This window comes from Priestia sp. P5, assembly GCF_029522155.1.
Lineage (GTDB): Bacteria > Bacillota > Bacilli > Bacillales > Bacillaceae_H > Priestia > Priestia megaterium_E.
Map to the genome: position 1 here is coordinate 316,314 of NZ_JAKWFJ010000001.1, position 24,226 is coordinate 340,539.

Sequence of the window (24,226 nt, forward strand, 5' to 3'; positions counted from 1 at the left end):
ATTATTGTTGCAGCACCTGTATCGAACGTTTATTGAGCTTACGAATCACCAAGGATCATCGAAGCTCATTCGAAAATTCACTTTCTCTAAATGGAGTCGGTTTGTTATACCCTCCTATACAAAAGTTTTTAAAGTAAATAAAGAAGAAATGGACAAGCCTCTGCATCATTATCAAAACTTACACGAGCTATTTATTCGCCGTTTGAATCCTTCTGCCCGTCCGGTCGATCAGCAGAAAGACAGCGTTGTCAGTCCTGTAGATGCAAAGATAGAAGCATATGGAGTCATTACGCCTCAAAAAGAAATGATTGTAAAAAACAAACCTTATTCTATACAGGAAATGGTTTCAAATGATCTCATTCTTGAAAAATATATAGAGGGACAGTTTATTATCCTCTATCTTAGTCCGAAAGACTATCATCGCATTCACAGTCCTCTTAAAGCCCGAGTAGGGAATACGTGGACCGTTGGACAAAAGTCTTATCCAGTAAATTCATTAGGAATCAAGTACGGGAAAGAACCGCTGGTGAAAAATTTCCGGAAGCTCACGGAGTTAACATTTGAAAATGGTCACATGCTGATGGTAAAAGTAGGAGCCATGTTTATCAACAGCATTGAAGCGGTTTCTAAAAAAGAAGTAGTCGAAAAAGGGGAAGAAATGGCTTACTTCACGTTTGGTTCGACTGTCATTTTATTATTTGAGAAGAACTCAATCACTTTTGATTCTAACGTTCACTCAGGTTCTTATGTAAAGTATGGAGAACCAATTGCTCATTTGAAAAAATAGAGCCTATATAATAAAAGAGTAGATAGATAAATGAAGATGCAGCTTTCTTTTATTAAGAAGGCTCTTTTATTCGTTAAGAAGGAATTTGTATGTTAATCTTTAATGATCTTCTTTCAATTTCCTCTTCAATTAATTTTATAAAATCAGGGCTTAATTGCAGTTCGGTTGCTTTGCTGTATGATTCAATAAGCAGCTCATCTGATAATTTTCTCATAAGATTGCCGCCACCTCCTACTAAAATAAATATCCTAAAAAGTTATATTTAAATGCTAATAAATTCCTTATTTATAATCTAACATGAATCAAATAAAGGAACAATCGTTCTGTTATCCACAGCTTTCGGTGGATAAAATGTGGGTATGTTGTTTATAATTACCATTAATTGCTGAACTATAACAGAGGATAATGTGTATAAACTTATCCACATAATTAGGCTTATCATTTTTTGTCGAAAACTTTTAACAGAATTTGTTTACCACTTACCCTATTTGATAAGTAATAAACGTTTTCTGCACTATTTTTTATTTTAAGTTTGCAGAGAGTGAATATATCGTAAGCCCACGAACAAATAGAGGTTTGCTACCTTTTGTCAATAACTTTCTGTATAAAGTTAAAGCATTCACAAGGCATATCCTTTATACTAAGAAAAGACCTGTTTTTGAAGAGAATAAAATTTTAGGTTGGAAAATAACAAGAAGTCGTTATAATGATAGACGGCGTTAATTTTAGTATGTAACTATATATTCGAGGTGCATGATACGTGTTGAAACTTTTTTTACCAAATGAACATGTGAAAAACGTGTTTCAAATTAAGCCAGACGATTTGAAAGAGCGCGGAATAAAAGGAATTATTACCGACTTAGATAACACGTTGGTGGAATGGGATCGCCCTGATGCCACTCCGGAATTAATTGAGTGGTTTCAGTTAATGAAAGATAGTGGAATTAAAATTACGATTGTATCGAATAATGTGGAGAAACGAGTCAAGCTGTTTTCAGATCCAGTTGGACTTCCATTTGTATATAAAGCACGCAAACCGATGCGTAAAGCATTTAGAAGAGCTCTTCGTGATATGGAACTGCAAAAAGATGAGGTTGTAGTTATTGGCGACCAGCTTTTAACGGATGTATTAGGAGGAAATCGCCTAGGCGTATATACGGTTTTGGTTGTACCAGTTGCGCAAACAGATGGATTTGTAACGAAATTTAACCGTAAAATGGAACGAAGAATTCTAGGTTGGATGAAACGAAAAGGTATGATTAACTGGGAGGATTAAAACGTGAGTGAAGAAAAATTACAGTGCGTAGGATGCGGAGTGGAGATTCAAACAGAACGACCGGATGAACTTGGCTATGCTCCAAAATCAGCACTAGAAAAAGAAGCTATTATTTGCCAGCGATGCTTTCGCTTGAAGCATTATAATGAAGTACAAGATGTTTCCTTAACAGACGATGATTTTTTAAAAATCTTAAATGGAATTGGTCAAACGGACGGTTTGGTTGTAAAAGTTGTAGATATCTTTGACTTTAACGGCAGCTGGTTACCTGGTTTGCATCGATTTGTTGGAAATAACAAGGTTCTTTTAGTGGGAAATAAAGCAGACTTACTGCCAAAGTCTATAAAGAAAAATAAACTAATTCATTGGATGAAGCGAGAAGCGAAAGAGCTTGGGCTAAAATCAGTGGATGTGTTCCTCATGAGCGCGCAAAAAGGACAAGGAATTCGCGAAATTGCCGAAGCCATTGAACATTACCGCGAAGGTAAAGATGTATATGTTGTGGGATGTACAAACGTTGGTAAATCAACATTTATTAATGCCATTATTAAAGAAGTAACGGGAGAAGAAGATATTATTACTACATCTCAATATCCGGGTACAACGCTGGATATGATTGATATCCCGCTTGATAACGGCGCGTCTTTATATGATACGCCTGGTATTATTAATCACCATCAAATGGCTCACTATGTAGATAAACGAGACTTAAAGTTAATTTCTCCTAAAAAAGAAATAAAGCCGAAGGTTTATCAGCTAAATGAAGGGCAAACGTTATACTTTGGAGGACTGGCGCGCTTAGATTATGTACAGGGAGGCCGCAAGTCATTAACATGTTATGTATCGAACGATTTGCATATTCATCGTACGAAGCTTGAAAAAGCAGATGAGTTGTATGAAAAGCAAGCAGGTGAACTGCTTCAGCCGCCGCGCCCAGAGCAAATGGATGAATTTCCTGAACTGGTTGCACATGAATTTACAATAAAAAATGAAAAAACGGATATTGTTTTTTCAGGGCTTGGCTGGGTGACGGTTAATGAGTCAGGTTCAAAAGTTGTGGCGCATGCACCAAAAGGAGTCGGCGTATTTGTGCGCGATTCTTTAATTTAAACAAAAAGGGGAAAAAATCTTGAGTACATTATATGGGCTAGTTGGTTATCCGCTTGGGCATTCACTATCGCCATTGATGCAAAATGATGCCTTTAAACGTCTGAATATGGATGCTCATTATGAAGCTTTTCCAATTGAACCTGTTCATTTTGAGTCAGCCATTGGAGAGCTAAAAGATAAAAACATTCAAGGATTTAATGTCACGATTCCTTATAAAGTTGATATTATGAAGCATTTGGATGAAGTCGATCCATTAGCAAAGGCAATTGGCGCTGTAAATACAGTTGTTAATCAAGATGGCCGTTATATTGGATACAATACCGACGGAGAGGGGTATGTGACGTCTTTACTCAAAGCAGTAGAAGGAAGCTTATCCCAAAAAAGAATTTTAATTATTGGAGCTGGAGGGGCTGCAAAAGCTATTTTTTATACAATTGCAGCTCAGCATGCTCCCGAGGTAATTGCGATATGCAATCGTACCGTCGAAAAAGCAGCTGTATTAGCTAACGAGCTGCCTTTTTCGACGAAAACGGCGGCGATGTCTATTTCTGATGCAGAAAAACAATTAGATACATTTGATATTATTATTAATACCACTTCAGTGGGGATGTATCCTAACGTTGATGAGCTGCCTTTAGCACTTACTTTATTGCAAAAAGAAGCCGTAGTCAGCGATATTATTTACAACCCTTTAAAAACAAAGCTTTTAAAAGAGGCTGAAGCAAAAGGGGCAGGCATTCATAACGGTGTCGGTATGTTTGTACTGCAAGGTGCACTTGCATTTGAAAAGTGGACGAACGTCCGTCCTGACGAAGAGGCAATGGAACACATTGTTCTTTCAACACTAACTAAGAGATAAGATACAACGGAGGTTTTTATGTTAACAGGTAAACAAAAACGTTTTTTACGTTCAAAAGCACATCATTTAAATCCAATTTTCCAAGTAGGAAAAGGTGGAGTCAATGAAAATATGATTGGTCAAATTGCTGATGCATTAGAAGCAAGAGAATTATTAAAAGTAAGCATTCTGCAAAACTGTGACGAAGATCGTGACACGGTTGCTGCTCGATTAACAAAAGGAACAAAAGCAGAGCTTGTACAAGTGATTGGAAATACAATTGTATTATATAAAGAATCACGCGAAAATAAGCAGTTAATGCTTCCAAAAGTGAAATGAAATAGAGCGGGGAAACCCGCTCTATTTAAAAATGAAGTAAATTAAAGGAGTCGGGGATTGTTGAAGAGTATTGGAATTTTAGGTGGAACATTCAATCCGCCTCATTTGGGGCATTTAATGATGGCAAATGAGGTTTTGCATGCCTTGAAATTAGATGAGATATGGTTCATGCCGTCGTATATTCCACCTCATAAAACAATCAAAGAGCCTATTGAGCCATATCATCGTTTACAAATGCTAAAGCTAGCTATTGAAGAACATGATCAATTTACCTTGCAGCCGATTGAATTTGAGCGCAAAGAGCCTTCATATACATATGATACGATGAGAATACTAACAGAAAAATATCCAACGTATCAGTTTCATTTCATCATTGGTGCTGATATGGTAGAATATTTGCCGAAGTGGTATGAAATTGATGAATTAGTCAATTTGGTTACATTTGTAGGTGTAAAACGCCCGGGGTATACCATTACGTCCCCTTACCCGATAAAAGAAGTAGAAGTTCCGCAGTTTGATGTCTCCTCTTCCTTTATTCGCAAACGAGTAGTAAAGAAAGAAACCATTCGTTATTTTATACCTGCTGGTGTTAAACAATATATCGAGGAGAATCAATTATATGAATCGAACTGAGGCATTAGAAATTGTAAAGAAACAGTTAACAGAACGTCGTTATATTCATACTGTCGGGGTAATGGAAACAGCAATTGAATTAGCTAAGCGTTTTGAAGCAGACGAAAAAAAAGCAGAACTGGCTGCTATTTTTCATGACTATGCCAAGTTTCGTCCAAAGGAAGAGATGAAGCAAATTATTATTGATCAAAACATGAACCCTTTTTTATTGGAATACAATACCGAATTATGGCATGCTCCAGTAGGCGCGTTTTTAGTGAGAAATGAAGTAGGGATTATGGATAAGGAAGTATTGGATGCAATTGCTTACCATACATCCGGAAGACCTGGCATGACGTTACTTGAAAAAATTGTGTACGTTGCTGATTACATTGAACCCGGAAGGAGATTTCCAGGTGTTGATGAAGTGCGGGAGTTAGCTAAAACCGACTTAAATGCAGCACTTATTCAATCACTGAAAAACACCATTTCTTTTTTAATGACTAAACATCAGGCCGTTTATCCCGATACGATGATGACATATAATGATTTAATCTTAGGAGGTCAAACACATGACTGAACGTGAATTGCTATCTCTTGTTGTAGAAGCAGCAGACGATAAAAAAGCAATCGATATCGTAGCGTTAAATATGGAAGGAATCTCACTTGTGGCAGATTATTTTGTTATTTGTCACGGTAACTCAGATAAACAAGTGCAGGCAATTGCTCGTGAAATTAAAGAAAAAGCACACGAACAAGGCATTTCTGTGAAGCGTTTAGAAGGATTTGAGCAGGCTAAGTGGGTTCTTGTTGATCTTGGAGATGTTGTGGTTCACATTTTCCATAAAGATGAGCGCGGATATTATAACTTAGAACGCTTATGGGGAGATGCACCATTTGTAAGTTCAGAAGAGCTACAGCTATGAGCAGGTACGGAGAATTTGCCTACGTATATGATCAGCTAATGGCAGACGTTCCGTATGACGATTGGGCTGAATTTTTTAATCAGCAGGTGGCAAAAGCGAAAACAAAGCCTGACAGTATATTAGACCTTGCCTGCGGCACGGGAGAACTCTCCGTTCGATTTGCAAAAGAAGGTTTCTCCGTAGTAGGCGTTGATTTGTCTGACGATATGCTTATGGTAGCCCAGGAAAAGGCGGCAGAAGCAGGGGTAACGCTATCTCTTTTTCAGCAAAACATGGCGGAACTTGAGTTATTGAAAGAGTTCGACTGTGTAGTAATCTTTTGTGATTCTTTGAACTATTTGCAAAGTGATAAAGAAGTTCAAGAAACCATTCAACGTGTATATAAGCACTTAAAACCAGGTGGGCTCTTTATATTTGATGTTCATTCAGTGCACAAGATGAAGGACGTATTTGGAAATCAATCTTTTTCTTACGTAGATGAAGACGTGTCATATATTTGGAACTGCACCTATGACGATACAGACATGCGCGTAGAGCATGATATTACGTTTTTTGCTTATGATGAAGAAATGGATGCATATCATCGCTTTGATGAGATGCATGCTCAACGCACTTGGTCGATTGACCATTATCAATCATGGCTGAGCGAAGCTGGTTTTATAAATATAGAAGTAAGTGCAGATTTCAAAATGAGTGAGCCTACTTCAAACAGTGAGCGCATCTTTTTCTCTGCGCAAAAAAAAGAAGCCGAGTAGAGGCTTCTTTTTTTGTTTTGAAGCAGGATTTTCACAGAAATTATGGAATAAGATTATCAAACTGATTGTGAACAAGCTCAATGTCTTCGTCAAATTTTTCATGTGTTTTTTGAAATACGTGCACAAACATCTCTCCGAGTTCAGCTTCTAAAACTTTAATACCTTCTCCGGTTACACCGCCTTTTACGCATACTTTATCCTGTAAGGTAGGAAGCGTAAATATTTCTTTTTCCAACAGTTTTCCCATTCCAATAATCATATCACTGGCCATGACGGTAGCTTCTTCTTCAGAAATATTTGTTTCTTGAACTGCTGCATCAATAAAGCGTTGAAGCAAAAAGCTGAAAAATGCAGGACCGCAGCTTACGATATCGGATGATACGCGCGTAATCGTTTGATCAATAGCCACAGGCTTTGACATAGATGAAAATAATTCATGTAAATAACTTTGGTAAAAAGGCGTACATCTTTCTCCAAACGTGAAAAGAGAAACACCTGCTAATGCCCGATTCGTAATGCTAGGGATAATTCTAGCTGCTTGACTCGGAATGAGGCGTTCGATTTGTTCTACGCTAATTGGACTGGTAATGGATACAATGCAGTGATCTTTCGTCAGCAGTGGTTCTAATTTTATTAAAAGGGGGTGAATATCCAATGGCTTAACACAAATAAAAATGACTTTGGATGCGTGAACAACTTCTTCAGCTGTATCAGCAACATGAATTTTTTTATGCTGCTGTTGAATCTCTTTCGCTCTTTTTTTTGTGCGATTCATAATAGTAATTTTAGAAGGACGTACGGCTTTTGATTCAATAAACGCATCAATTAATATTTTCCCCATGTTTCCTGTTCCGATAAACCCTATGTTCACTGATTCATTCCCTCCTTCAAAAGCCTTTTCTTCTAAACACTATGAAGACATAATGGAATTTATGACGTTACTTCAAAATTCAAAGGAGTGTACAATTTGACTTTTTTAAAAAAACAATGGCTAATTGGGTGCATTTGTTTAGCAGCTGGATTGGCTTTTTATATCTATCGCACAGGCGGAGAGAAACCGGAAAGTCCTCTTCAAACCTCAGATATTATAAGGGCAGAATCATCTGCTGCAAAAAAAGAAGGAGGGTCGTCTGATCAAGTAATTTCGAGCCAAGATTCTCCGTTTGTTATGGTGGATATTAAAGGAGCTGTTCAGAAGCCTGGTGTATACCAGCTTCCGAAAGATGCAAGGGTAAAAGATGCTCTAGCACAAGCCGGAGGCGCTACGAAAGAAGCGGACTTAAGACAGCTCAATTTAGCTAGCAAGCTACAGGATGAAATGGCAGTTTACATTCCAGCTGCTGGAGAAGAAATCCCCCCTTCATCTCCTGTTTCTTCAATCTCTTCCTCAGGAACTTCAAACGATCAGCCCCTTGTTAATATCAATACAGCGAACACTGATGAACTGCAAACGTTAAATGGCATTGGACCTTCAAAAGCGAGTGCCATCATTTCATATCGAGAGGAAAATGGCTTGTTTCAAACAGTAGAGGATTTGGGGCAAGTATCAGGTATTGGCGAGAAGTCGCTAGAAAAAATCAAAGCTCAAATTACGGTACAGTAGAGACTTATTGACGAAAAAGGAAAAGAAACGCTACACTATGAAAGAGACAAGTATAATTATAATTATTCAGTTTTAAATAAAAAGGTAGGGAATGAGATGAACCGGATTTCATGGGATCAATATTTTATGGCACAAAGCCATTTGCTAGCTTTAAGAAGCACTTGTGAACGTCTGGCTGTTGGGGCTACAGTGGTGCGTGATAAACGTATTATAGCTGGAGGATACAACGGCTCGATCAGCGGAGGCGTGCATTGTGCTGACGAAGGCTGTTATGTGATTGATGGACACTGTGTAAGAACTGTCCATGCAGAAGTGAATGCACTGCTACAGTGTGCTAAGTTTGGTGTGAAAACAGAAGATGCGGAAGTATACGTCACGCATTTTCCGTGTTTAAACTGCTGTAAAGCCCTTATTCAAGCGGGAATTAAAACAGTATATTACGCTAATGATTACAAAAATCATCCTTATGCTGTTGAGTTATTTCAACAGGCGGGGGTGAAAACAGCAAAAGTTGAACTTGATGAAGCAGTCATTGACTTAAAAAGTAAAGAGAAGCTTCAATTTGTGACGGATGTTCTCGCTCGTTTAGAAAAAAGCGGAGCGGACGAAGCAGAAGTGATGAATTTACAGCGTGAAGCTCTCGCTTTATTTACGGTAAATTAAAGGTAAAAGAGGTTTTTTACTTGGTAACAGTAAGAAGCCTCTTTCTTTTAAGAAGAAAGGAGCTAAAAGTGAAAGGATATTATATTTACTGTGCTTTTAGCATGATGATAGCTTTATATGTATATGATAATCATTCCGCTGTAAGCCTGTTTTTGCTAATCGTGCTTTTCATTTTTCAATGGCTACAATGTCCGAGGAAAGTGGTTATTGCTTCTGCACTGTTGAGTGTTTTGTGCGTCTACCTATTAGCTGAGACAAATAAGCATAACAAAACGATTCTTTTAGCTGAATCTTCTTCTTTTACAGGCGAAATTTCATCTGTGCCGCATAGTGACGGCGACAAGCTTACTTTTAAGTTTACGGTTCAAAATGAAGAAGTCATGGCTTTTTATAAACTAAAAACGTTGGAAGAGAAACAGCAGCTCGAAAAGCTAACGATTCATCAAGTTTGTCAACTAGCGGGGCAATTAACTTCTCCTTCACCTGCTCGCAACCTTCATTCATTTGATTATCAGCAATATTTGTACCATCAGTCCATTCATTGGCAGCTTAACGTTAAGAGACTTGATTTGGTAAAATGCCACCTCCCCACTTTAACTCCACTTACGTACCTTACCTTTATTCGTCAAAAAGGAATTAATTATATTCAACAAACTATGTCGGATCCAGGCGCTGGGTTTATGCAAGCACTAATTTACGGCGAGCGCACTGGTATCGAAGAAGAGAGTATCAAGCGCTATCAGCAATTTGGTTTAATACACTTGCTTGCCATATCAGGTCTTCATGTTGGACTGCTGACAGCAATGTGTTTTTATTTGCTCATTCGGATTGGAATAACGCGCGAGCGAGCCATTACGCTTTTACTTGTGCTTCTTCCTGTATACATGGTTTTGGCTGGTGGCAGCGCTTCAGTTTTTCGAGCTGTTTTTATGAGTATGCTGATGCTTATATCGATAAAAATACAAAGAAAAATTCTTTTAGTTGATAGCATCAGCCTTGCTTTTATGGCCATGCTGCTTTTTAAGCCGTACTATTTATTCGATGTAGGATTTCAGCTTTCTTTTGCCGTTAGTTTTGCATTGATTTTATCCAGTCAGACGATTTTACCTCGTTTTCATTCTTCTTTCAGCCAGCTCATGGCTGTTTCAGCGATTGCACAAGTCAGTTCACTTCCTTTATTGCTGTACTATTTTTATGGAGTATCTCTCCTCAGTTTGCCATTAAATATGGTTTTTGTACCGTTGTTTTCTCTTGTTGTATTACCTCTTTGTTTGCTCATTCTTTTTGTTCGTATCCTCTTGCCGGGAGTGAGTGAACTGCTGGAGCAAATTCTTCATGTTCTTTTACTTTTTTGTGAAAAATTGCTTGGCTTTTTTGAGTGGATTCCCGCTGATTTTATAACGGGGAAACCCCACATTGTTCTGTTTTTGGGCATGTACTTATGCATTTATGCTTTATTTGTGGCGGTCGAAGAAGGAAAATTTTTCGTTCGCTATATGTTTCTTCTCGTGGCATTGTTAGCCACCCAATGTACGTATCCTTATTTGAATCCAAAAGGAACGGTCACAATGGTCGATGTAGGACAAGGAGACTGCTTTATCATTGAGCTTCCTTATCGAAAAGGTGTGTATATGATCGATACCGGAGGAACCGTTTCATTTCCAAAAGAACCATGGCAAAAACGTCGTTCTTCTTTTGACGTGGGAGAAGACGTACTTATTCCCTTTTTGCATTCAAAAGGAATAACAAGGGTAGATAAAATGATTATCACACACGGCGATTATGATCACGCAGGGGCGGCACAGCATTTATTTTCACAAGTGGATGTCGGAGAGCTGGTGCTTGGGGAAAAAGCTGAATTAAATGACGTAGAGACTGGCTTGGTGATCGCTGCTCAAAAACAAAGCATGCCTGTTCAAATTGTTCAGCAAGGAGATAGCTGGCAAGAAGGAGGTGTCGTATTTCAGATTATTTCTCCGACAGGTTTCGAAGAAACGAGCAACAACGGCTCAATTGTAATAGACGCTAAGTTAGGAAATTTAAGATGGCTATTCACCGGAGATTTAGAAAAGGAAGGAGAACAAAGAATATTGAAAGACTTTCCAAACCTTAAAGCAGATGTATTAAAAGTTGGGCATCATGGCAGTAAAACCTCAACTTCAGAAGAGTTTGTTCAACATTTAAATCCTAAAGTAGCGCTTGTTTCAGCGGGACAAAAAAATCGTTATGGTCATCCTCATCAAGAAACATTAGAGCTTCTGAAAAGCTACGGGGTGTATATTTATCGAACGGATGAAGATGGTGGAGTAATGTATGAATTTACAAAAAAGTCAGGAACGTTTTCGCAGCAACTTCCATAGTCTATAGTAAGAAAAACGAACTAAAAAAGACTGCTAAGAAGCAGCCTTGAAGCAATTTTACGAACCCAAGTAGTGAATCACAGTTGCAATAACAAATAAGGCAGTGAAAAAGCCAAATGAAACACCAAATCCTACGGCAGAATCGACAGCGTCGTTGCGTTTACTTTGGACACTTTCTTCAAATTGGTTCATTAACACCCCTCCTGTTTACAGTATAATCTAACTTTTTTTAAAAATCTAGACAATTTAAAAGCGTTTTCACAAACTGACAACAGTTAACAACTATACTTTACGAGCATGAGGAGAAAATAGAGATAAGGGTTTAATCATTAACAAATAAGTAACCTAGGGCTTATATTGTTGATGTTTATCATAAACTGAGGAATTGTCGCTTTAAGGCAATTCCTTTTGTATTGTTGCCAAAAACTCATAACACCTTTACGATAGAAATTGTATTTTGTTTATCAGTAACTATACATAATCAATATAGATGAATAAAAAAGAGGAGCGTATATACGTTGGCAGTTGATAGCTTAAAAAGTATTACCAAAAATAATATAGCCCCCGTTTACTTAATACACGGGGTCAATGCATTTATGAGTAAAAAGATTAGAGATAAAATCGTCGACTATACGTTGAATGAAGAAGATAAAGAATTTAACTTGTCACTATACGATTTAGAAGAAACATCGATTGATCAAGTTCTAGAAGATGCTGAAACGCTTCCTTTTTTAGGAGACAAGCGTGTAGTAGTTGCGAAAAATGCAGCATTTTTAACGGCTGAAAAATCGAAAGATAAAGTAGAGCATGATCTAGCAAAACTTCAGCAATATGTGGAGCAGCCCCCGTCTTTTTCAACGTTAATTCTGCTAGCTCCTTATGAAAAGCTGGATGAAAGAAAAAAAATAACAAAATTATTAAAAAAACAAGCAGCTTACATCGAAGCGAACGAATTTGGTGAAAAAGAAATGAAGCAGTGGATTCATAATTTACTTTCAAAAGATGGAGTGAATATGGATGAAGATGCTGTGACGCTGCTTATTCAGCTTGTGGGTCTTAATGTAACGCTTGTGACGAATGAAATTGAAAAAATGGCGTTATACGTTGGACAAGGCGGAGTTATTACAAAAGAAGTTGTGCTTAAGCTTGTGGCAAAAACGCTTGAACAAAATGTATTTACGCTTATTGACGCTGTTATTCAGCGAAAGGTTTCTACTGCTTTAAATATGTATCAGGATTTACTTCGTAATAACGAAGAGCCTATTAAAATTTTATCTTTGTTAGCGACACAGTTTCGTTTGATTTATCATACGAAGCAGCTGTCTAGTCAAGGGTACGGTCAGCAGCAAATTGCTCAAACGATTAAGGTACATCCGTTTCGTGTGAAAATTGCTTTGCAGCAGAGCAGAAGTTTTGAGGAACAGCAGCTTAAAGAAATTTTAAAGGATTTAGCAGAGGCAGATTATGAAATGAAGACGGGAAAAATGGATAAAGCGCTTATTTTACAGCTGTTTTTATTAAAAAGAGCGCAATAAAAAAACGATCCTAATGGGATCGTTTTTATCTCAATTATGCAGATAAACCGTTAAGTTTTACTGCTAAGCGAGATTTTTGACGAGCTGCAGCATTTTTGTGGATAATACCAGATTGTGCAGCTTTGTCTAATTTTTTAGAAGCAACAGCAAATGCTGCTTTTGCGTTATCTACATCGTTGTTTTCAACTAAAGCTTCAAAGTTTTTGATTGCAGTACGCATAGCTGATTTAGCTTGAATGTTATGAGCACGGCGAGCTTCAGTAGTTTTTACACGTTTGATAGCTGATTTAATGTTTGGCATCCGTTTCACCTCCCGAAATGATAACAATCGAGATTATATAGAACTCGACATTCTTCACAATAAGAACAAAAGATATTTTATCAAACACAAGGACAGAATGCAATAGCCTTGACAAGGAATTTTATATGACAGACCTTTCTTTAAAAGCTTGTAGCTGATATTACGCCCTTCCTTCCACTTTTCATTTCTTAAATGCATGAATCTGCCAGTCCTCGGTGACAATAATTTCAACAAAGATTGTCTAGGAGGTTAAGAAATGGAAAAAGAACTTGATTTAAGTCAATATAGCGTGCGTACGGATTTAGCTGTCGAAGCAAAAGACATAGCGTTAGAAAACCAGCCTAAACCGAATAACCAGTCAGAAATCAAAGGCGTAATTGTAAAAGAAAAAGAAGAACAAGGTGTCAAAATTTCAATGGTAGAAATTACGGAAGAAGGCGCAGAAGCAATCGGTAAGAAAAAAGGCCGATATGTAACCCTTGAATCGGTAGGCATTCGCGAACAGGATACCGAAAAGCAAGAGGCCATGGAAGAAGTATTTGCTAAAGAGCTGAATTTTTTTATTAAAAGCCTCAACATTCCAGATGATGCTAGCTGTCTTGTAGTGGGTCTTGGAAACTTAAGTGTTACACCAGATGCGCTTGGACCAAAGGCAGTAGATAATTTGCTGATTACAAGACATTTGTTTGAGCTACAGCCTGAAAGCGTGCAAGATGGCTTTAGACCTGTTAGCGCCATTGTTCCGGGAGTAATGGGAATGACGGGTATTGAGACAAGTGATATTATCTTTGGCGTTGTAAAGAAAGTGAATCCAGATTTTATCATTGCAATTGATGCGCTTGCCGCTCGTTCGATTGAACGGGTAAATGCTACCATTCAAATTTCAGATTCGGGTATTCATCCGGGATCTGGCGTTGGAAACAAGCGCAAAGAAATCAGTTATGAAACACTTGGCATTCCAGTTATTGCAATAGGTATTCCAACCGTGGTAGATGCTGTTTCCATTACAAGCGATACAATTGACTTCATCTTAAAACATTTCGGCCGAGAAATGAAAGAGCAGGGAAAGCCGTCTAAGTCGCTGCTTCCGTCCGGTATGACGTTTGGAGAAAAAAAGAAGCTCACGGAGGATGATCTTCCCAATGAAGAGCAGCGTCAAACGTATCTCGGTATGATTGGCACTCTTCCCGATGAAGAAAAAAGACGTCTTATCCACGAAGTGCTTGCGCCTCTAGGCCATAACTTGATGGTCACGCCAAAAGAAGTGGATATGTTTATTGAAGATATGGCCAATGTAGTTGCAGGAGGACTCAACGCTGCTTTACATCATGAAGTAGATCAAGAGAACTTTGGGGCGTATACTCATTAATACGCTTTTAGATGAATGAGTTTTTCAGAATATAGTCATAATGGTTAGTACCTACAGAAGATCGAGAAGTAAGGGGTCTAATAATATGATTAAATTTACTTTAAAATCAGTGGTGCTAACTGTCTTTTTACTGTGCGTCGTATTTTTGGGAATGCAGACGGCTCAGCAAGGGTTAATTAAAATGAAGGGATATAATGATCCTTCGATTGAACACGTTATTAATGTGTCTAAAACGTCAGATGGTCAGGTGGAAGCTGCTGTTTTAGGTTCAAAAAAAGTCGTGAATATTGATGAAAAACAGCAGTTTCTAGAAAAACGAAAGGCTTTTAACTTTTTCTCCTCGCTAGGTCAAAGTCTAGCGGAAGGCGTGAAAAGCACAATAGGAAAAGCTTTTAAGGCTATCCATCATCTTCTTAATTAAAAGCAGAATCTCTTTCTGCTTTTTTGTATGGAAAAATCCCCAATGGAATGCTTATTGAATGTTGACGAATGTGTTGTTATAATTTAGTTTAGTGTATTTTGCCGATTTTCAGTAGGAGTGAAAAAAATATGGATAGAGAAGCAAGATTGAAACGACAATCGAAAATCAGAAACTTTTCGATTATTGCTCATATAGACCACGGTAAGTCAACATTAGCAGACCGTATTTTAGAAAAAACAAATGCGTTAACACAGCGAGAAATGAAAGCTCAGCTTTTGGATTCGATGGATTTAGAACGTGAACGTGGAATTACCATTAAATTAAATGCTGTGCAGCTTCAATACAAAGCAAAAGATGGAGAAGAGTATACTTTTCATCTAATTGACACACCGGGACACGTCGATTTTACATATGAAGTGTCACGAAGTTTAGCGGCGTGTGAAGGTGCTATTCTAGTAGTAGATGCGGCTCAAGGTATTGAAGCTCAAACACTAGCAAACGTGTATTTAGCACTTGATAACAACCTTGAAATTTTACCTGTCATTAATAAGATTGACCTGCCGAGTGCAGAGCCAGAGCGAGTGCGCCAAGAAGTTGAAGACGTAATTGGATTAGATGCGTCGGAAGCTGTATTAGCTTCAGCTAAAGCAGGAATTGGTATCGAAGAAATTTTAGAACAAATTGTTGAAAAAGTTCCTGCTCCTGAAGGGGATCCAGATGCACCGCTTCAAGCGCTAATCTTTGATTCATTTTATGATGCATACCGAGGTGTAGTTGCATCTATTCGTATCGTACAGGGACGAGTAAAAGTAGGCGACAAAATTAAAATGATGGCAACAGGAAAAGAGTTTGAGGTAACGGAGCTAGGTGTGTTAACGCCAAAAGCCGTTGCTAAAGATGAACTTTCTGTTGGCGACGTAGGGTTTTTAACAGCAGCTATTAAAAACGTTGGAGATACGCGAGTAGGGGACACGATTACTCTTGCTAAAAACGGAGCAAGTGAACCTCTTCCTGGTTATCGTCGTCTGAATCCAATGGTATACTGCGGGCTGTATCCAATTGATACAGCGAAGTATAACGATCTTCGTGAAGCACTAGAAAAGTTAGAGCTAAATGACTCTGCACTTCAGTTTGAACCAGAGACGTCTCAGGCCTTAGGGTTTGGTTTCCGATGTGGATTCTTAGGGTTGCTTCACATGGAAATTATCCAAGAGCGTATTGAGCGCGAATTTAAAATTGATTTAATTACAACAGCTCCAAGCGTTATTTATGACGTGTATTTAACAGACGAGACTCATCTGTCTGTAGATAACCCGTCTAATATGCCGGACCCACAAAAGATTGAACGCGTGGAAGAACCGTATGTGAAGGCAACGATGATGGTACCAAACGATTATGTTGGTGCTGTGATGGAGCTTTGTCAGAAGAAGCGAGGCAACTTTATTGATATGCAGTACTTGGATGCTAATCGCGTGAGTATTGTATACGAAATTCCGCTAGCTGAAATTGTATATGATTTCTTTGATCAATTAAAATCAAATACAAAAGGCTATGCGTCGTTTGATTACGAGCTTATCGGATATCAGCCTTCGAAGCTTGTGAAGATGGATATTCTCTTAAACGGCGAAACGGTCGATGCACTGTCCTTTATCGTGCACAGAGATTCAGCTTACGACCGTGGTAAAGTCATTGTAGAAAAGCTTAAAGAGCTTATTCCACGTCAACAGTTCGAAGTGCCGATTCAAGCGGCAATCGGTCAAAAAATTGTGGCACGTTCAACAATTAAAGCCATTCGTAAAAACGTTTTAGCAAAATGTTACGGAGGAGATATCTCTCGTAAACGTAAACTTCTTGAAAAACAAAAAGAAGGTAAAAAACGTATGAAGCAGGTCGGATCTGTTGAAGTACCGCAGGAAGCATTTATGGCTGTGCTTCGCATGGACGAAGATTAATAGCTGAAATTCTATTATTTAACATGTCGAATTAGTTTTGAAAATCAAGCTAATCTGATACGATAGTAAAGAGTTTCGAGCGCCGTAAATAAGTGTGAACGAACGTAGATAAAAATACCGCAGAGAGGCTCTGCGGTATTTTTATCATTTATAAATGTGATTGAGGTGAAAGTCCATGGTGAAGGCAGCATATCTGCATATCCCGTTTTGTCATCATATTTGTCACTATTGTGACTTTAATAAAGTGTTTTTTAAAAATCAGCCTGTTATGCCGTATTTAAAAAGCATGCGAGAAGAAATGAAACAAACAGTGGAACGTTATCCAACAACCAATTTAAACACGATATTCGTTGGAGGCGGCACGCCCACAGCGTTAGATGAACAGCAGCTAGAGTATTTTTTAGAATCCATTCGTATGTATCTTCCTTATGACGAAAAAGGTGAGTTTACATTTGAAGCGAATCCGAATGAATTGACAAAGGAAAAGCTTCAGCTTCTTCATGATTATGGCGTGAATCGTTTAAGCATTGGTGTACAAACGTTTAATGAAAGGTTATTGGAGAAAATTGGACGTGTGCATTCAAATAGACAGGTATTTGATTGTGTTGAGCAAGCGAGAAAGATTGGAATGTCGAATATAAGCTTAGACTTAATCTATAGCCTGCCGGAACAAACGGTAGCTGATTTCTCTTCTACGCTTCAAACCGCTTTTTCATTAGAGGTAGAGCACATGTCTGCCTATTCGTTGATTATTGAACCTAAAACGGTATTTTATAATTTAATGAACAAAGGGAAGCTGCCTCTGCCTGCTCAAGAAGAAGAAGCAGCTATGTATGAGCTGCTTATGAAAGAAATGGACAAACAAGGTTTTCATCAATACGAAATCAGTAATTTCGCAAAGCCAGGCTACGAGAGTATTCATAATCTAACCTATTGGAACAACGACGATTATTACGGAATTGGCGCAGGCGCACATAGCTATATAGACGGAATAAGACGAGCAAATATTGGACCATTAAAAAAGTACATTGATTCGGTCGAGCAAAACGGAAATGCATATCTCAATGAAGTGAGCGTGACCGAGGCTGAAAAAATGGAAGAAGAAATGTTTTTGGGCCTTCGTAAAACGAAAGGAGTCTCAAAAGAGGAATTTAAGAAAAAATTCAATCGAGAATTAAAAGATGTATTTGGAGAACCTATTCAAGAATACAAAGAGAAAGGACTTTTGGGTGAAGACAATGGCTCAGTCTTTTTAACACACAATGGTCGATTTTTGGGGAATGAAGTTTTTCAAGCCTTTATTGGGATAATCTAATATCAAATCGTTGACATCGCTATAGTGATTTGGTAATTTATTATTAGATTTAGCACTCAGAGTTTTAGAGTGCTAACAGAGGTGATGAAGCGTGCTTACTGATCGACAGTTATTAATTTTACAAGTCATTATTGATGATTTCATTCGATCTGCGCAGCCGGTAGGCTCTCGAACATTATCTAAGAAAGAAGAGTTTAATTTTAGTTCGGCTACGATTCGTAATGAGATGTCAGACCTAGAAGAACTTGGATTTATTGAAAAAACTCATACTTCTTCAGGGCGCGTTCCGTCTGAGAAAGGTTATCGTTATTATGTTGATCATCTAGTGTCCCCGCAGCATTTGAAAGCAAGCGACGTCTCGACGGTACGTTCGGTATTTGCTGAACGCATTGTAGAACTGGAGCAGCTCGTTCAAAAGTCAGCGCAAATTTTATCTGATTTAACGAGTTTAACGTCCATTGTGCTAGGGCCAAAAGCGGTCAGCCATAAGTTAAAACAGCTGCAGATTTTACCTTTAACGGCTCAGTCAGCTGTTGCCATTATTGTGACCGATACAGGACACGTTGAAAGTCGGACGATTACGCTGCCGAGCAGTATTCAACCTTCCGATATTGAAAAGATGGTTAACATTTTGAACGAAAAGCTCATCGGCGTTCGCATTACTGATTTACATGATAAAATGTACAAAGAAGTAGCGACGCTTTTAAAAAGCCACATTCAAGGGTATGAGCAGACGATGGATATACTCAATGATGCATTAAAGCTCAACATGAATGGCAAATTAGTAGTTGGCGGCAAAACGAATATGTTTGCTCAGCCGGAATTTCATGATCTTAATAAAATTCGCGGGCTGTTTAACATTATTGAACATGAACAGCAGTTTTATAAGCTGTTAAGCCCAAATGAGGCTGGCATACATGTGAAAATTGGTCATGAAAATAAATTGAATGAAATGGTAGGATGCAGCTTAATTACAGCTAGTTATTCCTTTGGTCATGAACAGCTCGGCACAATTGCTATACTGGGACCGACCCGTATGGAATATGCACGTGTAATTAGTTTGCTTACATTGCTATCATCAGATATGTCTCAAGTGTTAACAAACTTGTATAAAGAATAAAGGAATCGGGTGGAATATATTACTTCCATCCTTTCCCTGTGATAAAATAAAAATCGTTGTTTAAAATGTGAAAATGTGTGTAAACATTTAAGGGAGGTGAATGAATTGTCAAACGAAAAGCAAGTAGAAGAACAAAACGAAGAAGTGGTTGAAGAAGTTCAAACAGAAGCTGCTGAAGCAACTGAAGCTGAAGCGTCTGAGGAAGTAAAGCCTCTTCAACAAGAAAATGATCAATTAAAGCAACAGCTTGAAGAAGAAGAGAATCGCTACTTACGTCTACAAGCTGATTTCGATAATTTCCGTCGTCGTTCACGTCTCGATGCAGAAGCTGCTCAAAAATACCGTGCTCAATCATTAGTTGCGGATATTTTACCAGCACTTGATAACTTTGAACGTGCATTACAAGTTAACACAGCGGACGAACAAACTAAATCTGTGCTGCAAGGTGTAGAAATGGTATACCGTCAATTGGTAGAGGCACTTCAAAAAGAAGGTGTTGAAGCAATTGAGTCAGTTGGGAAAACATTCGATCCATACGAGCATCAAGCAGTGATGCAAGTAGAAGACGATGAATACGAACCGAACACGGTAGTAGAAGAGCTTCAAAAAGGTTACAAATTAAAAGATAAAATCATCCGCCCTGCGATGGTTAAAGTGAATCAATAACACTACATATTATGAAGGAGGTCATTGTCAATGAGTAAGATCATTGGTATCGATTTAGGTACAACTAACTCTTGTGTCGCTGTATTAGAAGGCGGCGAACCAAAAGTAATTCCAAATCCAGAAGGAAACCGTACAACGCCATCAGTTGTGGCATTCAAAAACGGTGAGCGTCAAGTTGGGGAAGTAGCGAAACGTCAAGCTATTACAAACCCTAACACAATTATTTCAGTTAAACGTCATATGGGTACAGACCATAAGGTGGAAGCTGAAGGCAAGCAATACACGCCTCAAGAAATGTCAGCTATCATTCTTCAACATTTAAAAGGTTACGCTGAAGAGTATTTAGGTGAGCCTGTAACAAAAGCTGTTATCACAGTTCCTGCTTACTTTAATGATGCTGAGCGTCAAGCAACAAAAGATGCTGGTAAAATTGCTGGTTTAGAAGTAGAGCGTATTATTAACGAGCCTACTGCAGCAGCACTTGCATACGGATTAGAAAAAACAGATGAAGATCAAACAGTTTTAGTTTATGACCTTGGTGGCGGTACGTTTGACGTATCTATTCTAGAACTTGGCGACGGCGTATTTGAAGTTCGCGCAACTGCAGGTGACAACCGCCTTGGTGGTGACGACTTTGACCAAGTAATCATCGACTATTTAGTCGCTGAATTCAAAAAAGAAAACGGCGTTGATCTAAGCAAAGATAAAATGGCGCTTCAACGTTTAAAAGATGCGGCTGAAAAAGCGAAAAAAGATTTATCAGGCGTAACATCTACACAAATTTCTTTACCATTTATCACTGCTGGAGAAGCTGGTCCTCTTCACTTAGAGGTATCTTTATCACGTGCTAAATTTGACGAGTTATCAGCAGGCCTTGTAGAGCGTACAATGGCTCCTGTGCGTCAAGCTTTAAAAGATGCAGGCCTTTCTGCAAGCGAACTTGATAAAGTAATCTTAGTTGGTGGTTCAACTCGTATCCCAGCGGTACAAGATGCAATCAAAAAAGAAACTGGTCAAGATCCTCACAAAGGTGTAAACCCTGATGAAGTAGTTGCACTTGGTGCAGCAATTCAAGGTGGCGTATTAACTGGTGATGTAAAAGACGTTGTATTACTAGACGTAACGCCTTTATCGCTAGGTATCGAAACAATGGGTGGCGTATTTACAAAGCTAATTGAGCGTAATACGACGATTCCAACAAGTAAATCACAAGTATTCTCAACGGCTGCAGATAGCCAAACGGCTGTAGATATTCATGTTCTTCAAGGTGAGCGTCCAATGTCTGCAGACAACAAAACGCTAGGTCGTTTCCAGTTAACTGATATTCCACCTGCACCACGCGGAGTACCTCAAATCGAAGTGTCATTCGATATTGACAAAAATGGTATCGTAAACGTTCGTGCAAAAGATTTAGGTACAAACAAAGAGCAAGCTATTACAATTAAATCTTCAACAGGTTTATCAGATGATGAAATCGATCGCATGGTAAAAGAAGCGGAAGAAAACGCAGATGCTGATAAGCAGCGTAAAGAAGAAGTAGAACTACGCAACGAAGCAGATCAATTAGTGTTCACAACTGAAAAAACATTAAAAGATCTTGAAGGAAAAGTAGAAGAAGCTGAAGTAACAAAAGCGAACGAAGCAAAAGATGCTTTAAAAGCAGCGATTGAAAAGAATGACCTTGAAGAAATCAAAGCGAAAAAAGATGAACTTCAAGAAATCGTTCAAGCGTTAACTGTAAAATTGTATGAGCAAGCTCAACAAGCTCAGCAAGCAGGTGAACAAGGCGCTCAAAATGATGATGTTGTAGATGCAGAGTTTGAAGAAGTAAACGACGACAAAAAATAATGCATCTTGACGACTAACGTGAATGACGCCATGGTGCGATTCACATCTTTTTAAAAAGTCAAAGTCAAGCTCATTTCTTGGCTTTGACTTTTTTAACGTGGAAAAGCGAAAAGGAAAGTTTTTCACTTGGCTCTCTGCGTGCACGGGAGCAATAGAAAGTAACTTTTATGTTGCTATGGAATTATTAATAATGATACAATTACGTTTATGTGAAACGATTCGGGAGTGAGTATTGATGAGTAAGCGAGATTACTATGAAGTACTCGGTATCAGTAAGAGCGCTACAAAAGATGAAATAAAAAAAGCATACCGCAAGCTTTCTAAACAATATCATCCAGATATTAACAAAGCGGAAGATGCTGCTGACAAATTTAAAGAAGTAAAAGAAGCATATGAAGTATTGAGTGATGACCAAAAAAAAGCACAATACGATCAATTTGGTCATACTGATCCAAATCAAGGCTTTGGCGGCTTTGGTGGAGGCGGCTCAGACTTTGGCGGCTTCGGCTTTGAAGATATTTTCAGCTCGATCTTTGGTGGTGGTGGTCGCAGACGTGACCCTAATGCTCCGAGACAAGGTGCCGATTTACAATACACGATGACACTTTCTTTTGAAGAAGCTGTTTTCGGAAAAGAAACAACAATTGAAATTCCACGTGAAGAAACGTGTGAGACATGTCACGGTTCAGGTGCAAAACCTGGAACAAAAGTCGATACATGTTCGCACTGTAATGGTTCAGGTCAGTTAAACGTTGAACAAAACACGCCGTTTGGCCGCGTGGTAAATCGACGTGCGTGTCATCATTGTAATGGTACGGGAAAAATCATTAAAGACAAATGTGCAACGTGCCATGGTGACGGTAAAGTAACAAAACGACGTAAAATTAATGTTAAAATTCCGGCTGGTGTAGATGATGGTCAACAGCTGCGCGTAAGTGCTCAAGGAGAACCAGGGGTAAATGGTGGTCCTCCGGGAGATTTATACGTAGTGTTCCACGTGCGCACTCATGAATTCTTTGAACGTGATGGAGACGATATCTACTGCGAAATGCCTTTAACGTTTGCTCAGGCAGCGCTGGGTGATGAAGTAGAAGTACCAACTCTACACGGCAAGGTGAAGCTGAAGATTCCAGCTGGTACACAAACGGGAACGAAATTCCGTTTAAAAGGAAAAGGTGTGGCAAACGTACGAGGATATGGTCAAGGAGATCAGCATATTCACGTTCGAGTTGTAACTCCAACAAAAATATCAGAAAAACAAAAACAATTATTGCGTGAGTTCGCTGAACTGAGCGGTCAAGAAGCCGTTGATGAGCAGCATGATTCCTTTTTTGCAAAAGTAAAACGAGCAATTAAAGGAGAATAATTGTCTTTCATAGTAAACAGAGACAGGTTGGTAAAGGTACTTTGCCAACCTGTCATCTGTCATGTTCATATTTAAAATCCTATATTACTGAAGGCAGAAAGGATGAAGTTGGTAGCAATGAAATGGTCTGAAATTTGTATTCATACAGCACAAGAAGCAATTGAACCCATCTCTCATATTTTACATGAATCAGGAGCTAGCGGGGTAGTCATTGAAGATCCTGCTGATTTAGTGAAGGACAGAGATACAACTTTTGGTGAAATCTACGATTTAAACGTAGAAGACTACCCAGAAGAAGGTGTAGTGATTAAAGCATACCTTCCAGTTAACAGCTTTTTAGCAGAAACTGTGGATGGTATCAAAAAAGAAATTAATGGACTGCTTGTTTACGACTTTGATTTAGGAGCTAACAAAGTTACGATCAGTGAAGTGAACGAGGAAGAGTGGGCCACTGCTTGGAAAAAATATTACCATCCCGTGAAAATTTCAGAGCGTTTTACGATTGTACCAACTTGGGAAAACTATGAAAAAGTAAGCACAGATGAATTGATTATTGAGCTTGATCCCGGAATGGCTTTTGGAACAGGTACGCATCCAACGACGGTTATGTCTCTTCAAGCATTGGAAAGAACAGTGAAAGCAGGAGATACTGTTATTGACGTGGGTACAGGTTCAGGAGTGCTAAGTATTGGCGCAGCTCTATTAGGAGCAAGTAATGTACAAGCTCTAGATCTTGATGAAGTAGCGGTACGTTCTGCCCGCGAAAATATTGAACTAAATCAAGTTGGGAACGTCGTAACAGTAGGTCAAAACAACTTATTGCAAGGTATAGAAGGACCGGTTGACATTGTTGTGGCGAATATTCTAGCTGAAGTAATCGTTCGTTTTGTAGACGATGCTGCAAAAGTATTAAAGCCAGGAGGCATGTTCATTACATCAGGCATTATTAGTGCGAAAAAAGAAGATGTCAAAAAAGCGTTAACGGGAGCGGGCTTTGTTATTCAAGAAGTCACGCTTATGGAAGACTGGGTAGCAATTATTGCTCAAAAACAAGCTTAACAAGT

At 38.6% G+C, this 24,226-nt stretch carries 26 protein-coding genes; 22 read left to right on the forward strand and 4 right to left on the reverse strand.

Annotated features, from left to right (window positions below; translation table 11 throughout):
* Nucleotides 1-4: 4 nt before the first annotated feature.
* Nucleotides 5-787 carry a phosphatidylserine decarboxylase gene (locus MMB69_RS01580; RefSeq protein WP_221784604.1) on the forward strand — a complete coding sequence of 261 codons (783 nt, stop codon included), beginning with the start codon at nucleotides 5-7 and terminating at the stop codon, nucleotides 785-787.
* Nucleotides 788-860: 73 nt separating this feature from the next.
* On the opposite strand, the gene MMB69_RS01585 is transcribed toward MMB69_RS01580, so the two are convergent.
* On the reverse strand, nucleotides 861-1,001 hold the full coding sequence (locus MMB69_RS01585) for a sporulation histidine kinase inhibitor Sda (RefSeq protein ID WP_028410607.1): 141 nt from the start codon (nucleotides 999-1,001) through the stop codon (nucleotides 861-863).
* A 549-nt stretch (nucleotides 1,002-1,550) separates the two neighbouring features.
* Here MMB69_RS01585 and MMB69_RS01590 point away from each other — a divergent pair.
* From MMB69_RS01590 to MMB69_RS01625, 8 genes are read left to right on the forward strand one after another with little or no spacing between them, the layout of a single operon-like run.
* The gene (locus MMB69_RS01590; protein ID WP_013059263.1) at nucleotides 1,551-2,063 is read left to right on the forward strand and encodes a YqeG family HAD IIIA-type phosphatase; all 513 of its coding nucleotides are present in this window, start codon (nucleotides 1,551-1,553) and stop codon (nucleotides 2,061-2,063) included.
* 3 nt (nucleotides 2,064-2,066) lie between these two features.
* Nucleotides 2,067-3,173: a ribosome biogenesis GTPase YqeH gene (gene yqeH / locus MMB69_RS01595; RefSeq protein ID WP_269871084.1), complete on the forward strand. Its 1,107-nt coding sequence runs from the start codon at nucleotides 2,067-2,069 to the stop codon at nucleotides 3,171-3,173.
* A gap of 19 nt (nucleotides 3,174-3,192) precedes the next feature.
* On the forward strand, nucleotides 3,193-4,032 hold the full coding sequence (gene aroE / locus MMB69_RS01600) for a shikimate dehydrogenase (RefSeq protein WP_264408579.1): 840 nt from the start codon (nucleotides 3,193-3,195) through the stop codon (nucleotides 4,030-4,032).
* Between the two features lie 18 nt (nucleotides 4,033-4,050).
* A complete protein-coding gene (yhbY, locus tag MMB69_RS01605; RefSeq protein ID WP_013059260.1) occupies nucleotides 4,051-4,350 on the forward strand; it encodes a ribosome assembly RNA-binding protein YhbY in 300 nt (99 codons plus the stop codon).
* Nucleotides 4,351-4,410: 60 nt separating this feature from the next.
* Complete coding sequence (locus MMB69_RS01610; RefSeq protein ID WP_116073727.1) at nucleotides 4,411-4,983, forward strand: nicotinate-nucleotide adenylyltransferase; 573 nt, start codon at nucleotides 4,411-4,413, stop codon at nucleotides 4,981-4,983.
* On the forward strand, nucleotides 4,970-5,542 hold the full coding sequence (yqeK, locus tag MMB69_RS01615; RefSeq protein ID WP_221784602.1) for a bis(5'-nucleosyl)-tetraphosphatase (symmetrical) YqeK: 573 nt from the start codon (nucleotides 4,970-4,972) through the stop codon (nucleotides 5,540-5,542). The genes MMB69_RS01610 and yqeK overlap by 14 nt, the downstream gene beginning before the upstream one ends.
* Nucleotides 5,535-5,888 carry a ribosome silencing factor gene (gene rsfS, locus MMB69_RS01620; protein WP_013085071.1) on the forward strand — a complete coding sequence of 118 codons (354 nt, stop codon included), beginning with the start codon at nucleotides 5,535-5,537 and terminating at the stop codon, nucleotides 5,886-5,888. Before yqeK ends, rsfS begins: the two co-directional genes overlap by 8 nt.
* Nucleotides 5,885-6,643: a class I SAM-dependent DNA methyltransferase gene (locus MMB69_RS01625; protein ID WP_221784601.1), complete on the forward strand. Its 759-nt coding sequence runs from the start codon at nucleotides 5,885-5,887 to the stop codon at nucleotides 6,641-6,643. The genes rsfS and MMB69_RS01625 overlap by 4 nt, the downstream gene beginning before the upstream one ends.
* Before the next feature lie 40 nt (nucleotides 6,644-6,683).
* On the opposite strand, the gene comER is transcribed toward MMB69_RS01625, so the two are convergent.
* Nucleotides 6,684-7,514, reverse strand: coding sequence for a late competence protein ComER (gene comER / locus MMB69_RS01630; RefSeq protein ID WP_221784600.1), 831 nt, complete (start codon nucleotides 7,512-7,514; stop codon nucleotides 6,684-6,686).
* 96 nt (nucleotides 7,515-7,610) lie between these two features.
* Between comER and MMB69_RS01635 the strand changes: the two genes are divergently transcribed.
* The 3 genes from MMB69_RS01635 to MMB69_RS01645 all read left to right on the forward strand — a co-directional run bounded on the left by MMB69_RS01635 (nucleotide 7,611) and on the right by MMB69_RS01645 (nucleotide 11,269).
* Nucleotides 7,611-8,246 carry a helix-hairpin-helix domain-containing protein gene (locus MMB69_RS01635; RefSeq protein WP_221784599.1) on the forward strand — a complete coding sequence of 212 codons (636 nt, stop codon included), beginning with the start codon at nucleotides 7,611-7,613 and terminating at the stop codon, nucleotides 8,244-8,246.
* Nucleotides 8,247-8,342: 96 nt separating this feature from the next.
* A complete protein-coding gene (locus MMB69_RS01640; RefSeq protein ID WP_221784598.1) occupies nucleotides 8,343-8,909 on the forward strand; it encodes a ComE operon protein 2 in 567 nt (188 codons plus the stop codon).
* Nucleotides 8,910-8,977: 68 nt separating this feature from the next.
* Nucleotides 8,978-11,269, forward strand: a complete 2,292-nt coding sequence (locus MMB69_RS01645; RefSeq protein ID WP_221784597.1) for a DNA internalization-related competence protein ComEC/Rec2 — start codon at nucleotides 8,978-8,980, stop codon at nucleotides 11,267-11,269.
* A gap of 57 nt (nucleotides 11,270-11,326) precedes the next feature.
* Here MMB69_RS01645 and MMB69_RS01650 read toward each other — a convergent pair whose 3' ends face one another.
* A complete protein-coding gene (locus MMB69_RS01650) occupies nucleotides 11,327-11,461 on the reverse strand; it encodes a YqzM family protein (protein WP_013059251.1) in 135 nt (44 codons plus the stop codon).
* Nucleotides 11,462-11,787: 326 nt separating this feature from the next.
* Here MMB69_RS01650 and holA point away from each other — a divergent pair, with 326 nt between their 5' ends.
* A complete protein-coding gene (holA, locus tag MMB69_RS01655) occupies nucleotides 11,788-12,804 on the forward strand; it encodes a DNA polymerase III subunit delta (protein WP_221784596.1) in 1,017 nt (338 codons plus the stop codon).
* Nucleotides 12,805-12,838: 34 nt separating this feature from the next.
* On the opposite strand, the gene rpsT is transcribed toward holA, so the two are convergent.
* The gene (gene rpsT, locus MMB69_RS01660) at nucleotides 12,839-13,105 is read right to left on the reverse strand and encodes a 30S ribosomal protein S20 (RefSeq protein ID WP_013059249.1); all 267 of its coding nucleotides are present in this window, start codon (nucleotides 13,103-13,105) and stop codon (nucleotides 12,839-12,841) included.
* 256 nt (nucleotides 13,106-13,361) lie between these two features.
* On the opposite strand from rpsT, the gene gpr reads away from it, so the two are divergent.
* The 9 genes from gpr (at nucleotide 13,362) to prmA (ending at nucleotide 24,221) form a co-directional block, all read left to right on the forward strand.
* Nucleotides 13,362-14,474, forward strand: coding sequence for a GPR endopeptidase (gpr, locus tag MMB69_RS01665; RefSeq protein ID WP_013059248.1), 1,113 nt, complete (start codon nucleotides 13,362-13,364; stop codon nucleotides 14,472-14,474).
* An 85-nt stretch (nucleotides 14,475-14,559) separates the two neighbouring features.
* Nucleotides 14,560-14,895 (forward strand): DUF3679 domain-containing protein, encoded by a 336-nt coding sequence (locus MMB69_RS01670; protein ID WP_221784595.1) that lies wholly within the window; start codon nucleotides 14,560-14,562, stop codon nucleotides 14,893-14,895.
* A gap of 128 nt (nucleotides 14,896-15,023) precedes the next feature.
* A complete protein-coding gene (gene lepA / locus MMB69_RS01675; protein WP_013059246.1) occupies nucleotides 15,024-16,847 on the forward strand; it encodes a translation elongation factor 4 in 1,824 nt (607 codons plus the stop codon).
* Nucleotides 16,848-17,022: 175 nt separating this feature from the next.
* The gene (gene hemW / locus MMB69_RS01680; protein ID WP_221784594.1) at nucleotides 17,023-18,162 is read left to right on the forward strand and encodes a radical SAM family heme chaperone HemW; all 1,140 of its coding nucleotides are present in this window, start codon (nucleotides 17,023-17,025) and stop codon (nucleotides 18,160-18,162) included.
* A gap of 91 nt (nucleotides 18,163-18,253) precedes the next feature.
* On the forward strand, nucleotides 18,254-19,282 hold the full coding sequence (gene hrcA, locus MMB69_RS01685; RefSeq protein ID WP_013059244.1) for a heat-inducible transcriptional repressor HrcA: 1,029 nt from the start codon (nucleotides 18,254-18,256) through the stop codon (nucleotides 19,280-19,282).
* 105 nt (nucleotides 19,283-19,387) lie between these two features.
* Entirely contained in the window at nucleotides 19,388-19,948 is a 561-nt protein-coding gene (gene grpE, locus MMB69_RS01690; RefSeq protein ID WP_277447060.1) for a nucleotide exchange factor GrpE, read from the forward strand.
* Nucleotides 19,949-19,978: 30 nt separating this feature from the next.
* Entirely contained in the window at nucleotides 19,979-21,796 is a 1,818-nt protein-coding gene (gene dnaK, locus MMB69_RS01695; RefSeq protein ID WP_013059242.1) for a molecular chaperone DnaK, read from the forward strand.
* Nucleotides 21,797-22,031: 235 nt separating this feature from the next.
* On the forward strand, nucleotides 22,032-23,162 hold the full coding sequence (gene dnaJ, locus MMB69_RS01700; RefSeq protein ID WP_013059241.1) for a molecular chaperone DnaJ: 1,131 nt from the start codon (nucleotides 22,032-22,034) through the stop codon (nucleotides 23,160-23,162).
* 117 nt (nucleotides 23,163-23,279) lie between these two features.
* Nucleotides 23,280-24,221, forward strand: a complete 942-nt coding sequence (gene prmA / locus MMB69_RS01705; RefSeq protein WP_013085059.1) for a 50S ribosomal protein L11 methyltransferase — start codon at nucleotides 23,280-23,282, stop codon at nucleotides 24,219-24,221.
* Nucleotides 24,222-24,226: the final 5 nt, after the last annotated feature.

What these genes read in the sequence shown, in the direction of transcription:
- MMB69_RS01650 (WP_013059251.1), bottom strand. Translation starts at nt 11,461, where the DNA reads ATGAACCAATTTGAAGAAAGTGTCCAAAGTAAACGCAACGACGCTGTC.
- prmA (WP_013085059.1), top strand. Translation starts at nt 23,280, where the DNA reads ATGAAATGGTCTGAAATTTGTATTCATACAGCACAAGAAGCAATTGAA.
- gpr (WP_013059248.1), top strand. Translation starts at nt 13,362, where the DNA reads ATGGAAAAAGAACTTGATTTAAGTCAATATAGCGTGCGTACGGATTTA.
- yhbY (WP_013059260.1), top strand. Translation starts at nt 4,051, where the DNA reads ATGTTAACAGGTAAACAAAAACGTTTTTTACGTTCAAAAGCACATCAT.
- dnaJ (WP_013059241.1), top strand. Translation starts at nt 22,032, where the DNA reads ATGAGTAAGCGAGATTACTATGAAGTACTCGGTATCAGTAAGAGCGCT.
- MMB69_RS01670 (WP_221784595.1), top strand. Translation starts at nt 14,560, where the DNA reads ATGATTAAATTTACTTTAAAATCAGTGGTGCTAACTGTCTTTTTACTG.
- MMB69_RS01585 (WP_028410607.1), bottom strand. Translation starts at nt 1,001, where the DNA reads ATGAGAAAATTATCAGATGAGCTGCTTATTGAATCATACAGCAAAGCA.
- rpsT (WP_013059249.1), bottom strand. Translation starts at nt 13,105, where the DNA reads ATGCCAAACATTAAATCAGCTATCAAACGTGTAAAAACTACTGAAGCT.
- yqeK (WP_221784602.1), top strand. Translation starts at nt 4,970, where the DNA reads ATGAATCGAACTGAGGCATTAGAAATTGTAAAGAAACAGTTAACAGAA.
- lepA (WP_013059246.1), top strand. Translation starts at nt 15,024, where the DNA reads ATGGATAGAGAAGCAAGATTGAAACGACAATCGAAAATCAGAAACTTT.
- rsfS (WP_013085071.1), top strand. Translation starts at nt 5,535, where the DNA reads ATGACTGAACGTGAATTGCTATCTCTTGTTGTAGAAGCAGCAGACGAT.
- hemW (WP_221784594.1), top strand. Translation starts at nt 17,023, where the DNA reads ATGGTGAAGGCAGCATATCTGCATATCCCGTTTTGTCATCATATTTGT.
- dnaK (WP_013059242.1), top strand. Translation starts at nt 19,979, where the DNA reads ATGAGTAAGATCATTGGTATCGATTTAGGTACAACTAACTCTTGTGTC.
- MMB69_RS01625 (WP_221784601.1), top strand. Translation starts at nt 5,885, where the DNA reads ATGAGCAGGTACGGAGAATTTGCCTACGTATATGATCAGCTAATGGCA.
- MMB69_RS01640 (WP_221784598.1), top strand. Translation starts at nt 8,343, where the DNA reads ATGAACCGGATTTCATGGGATCAATATTTTATGGCACAAAGCCATTTG.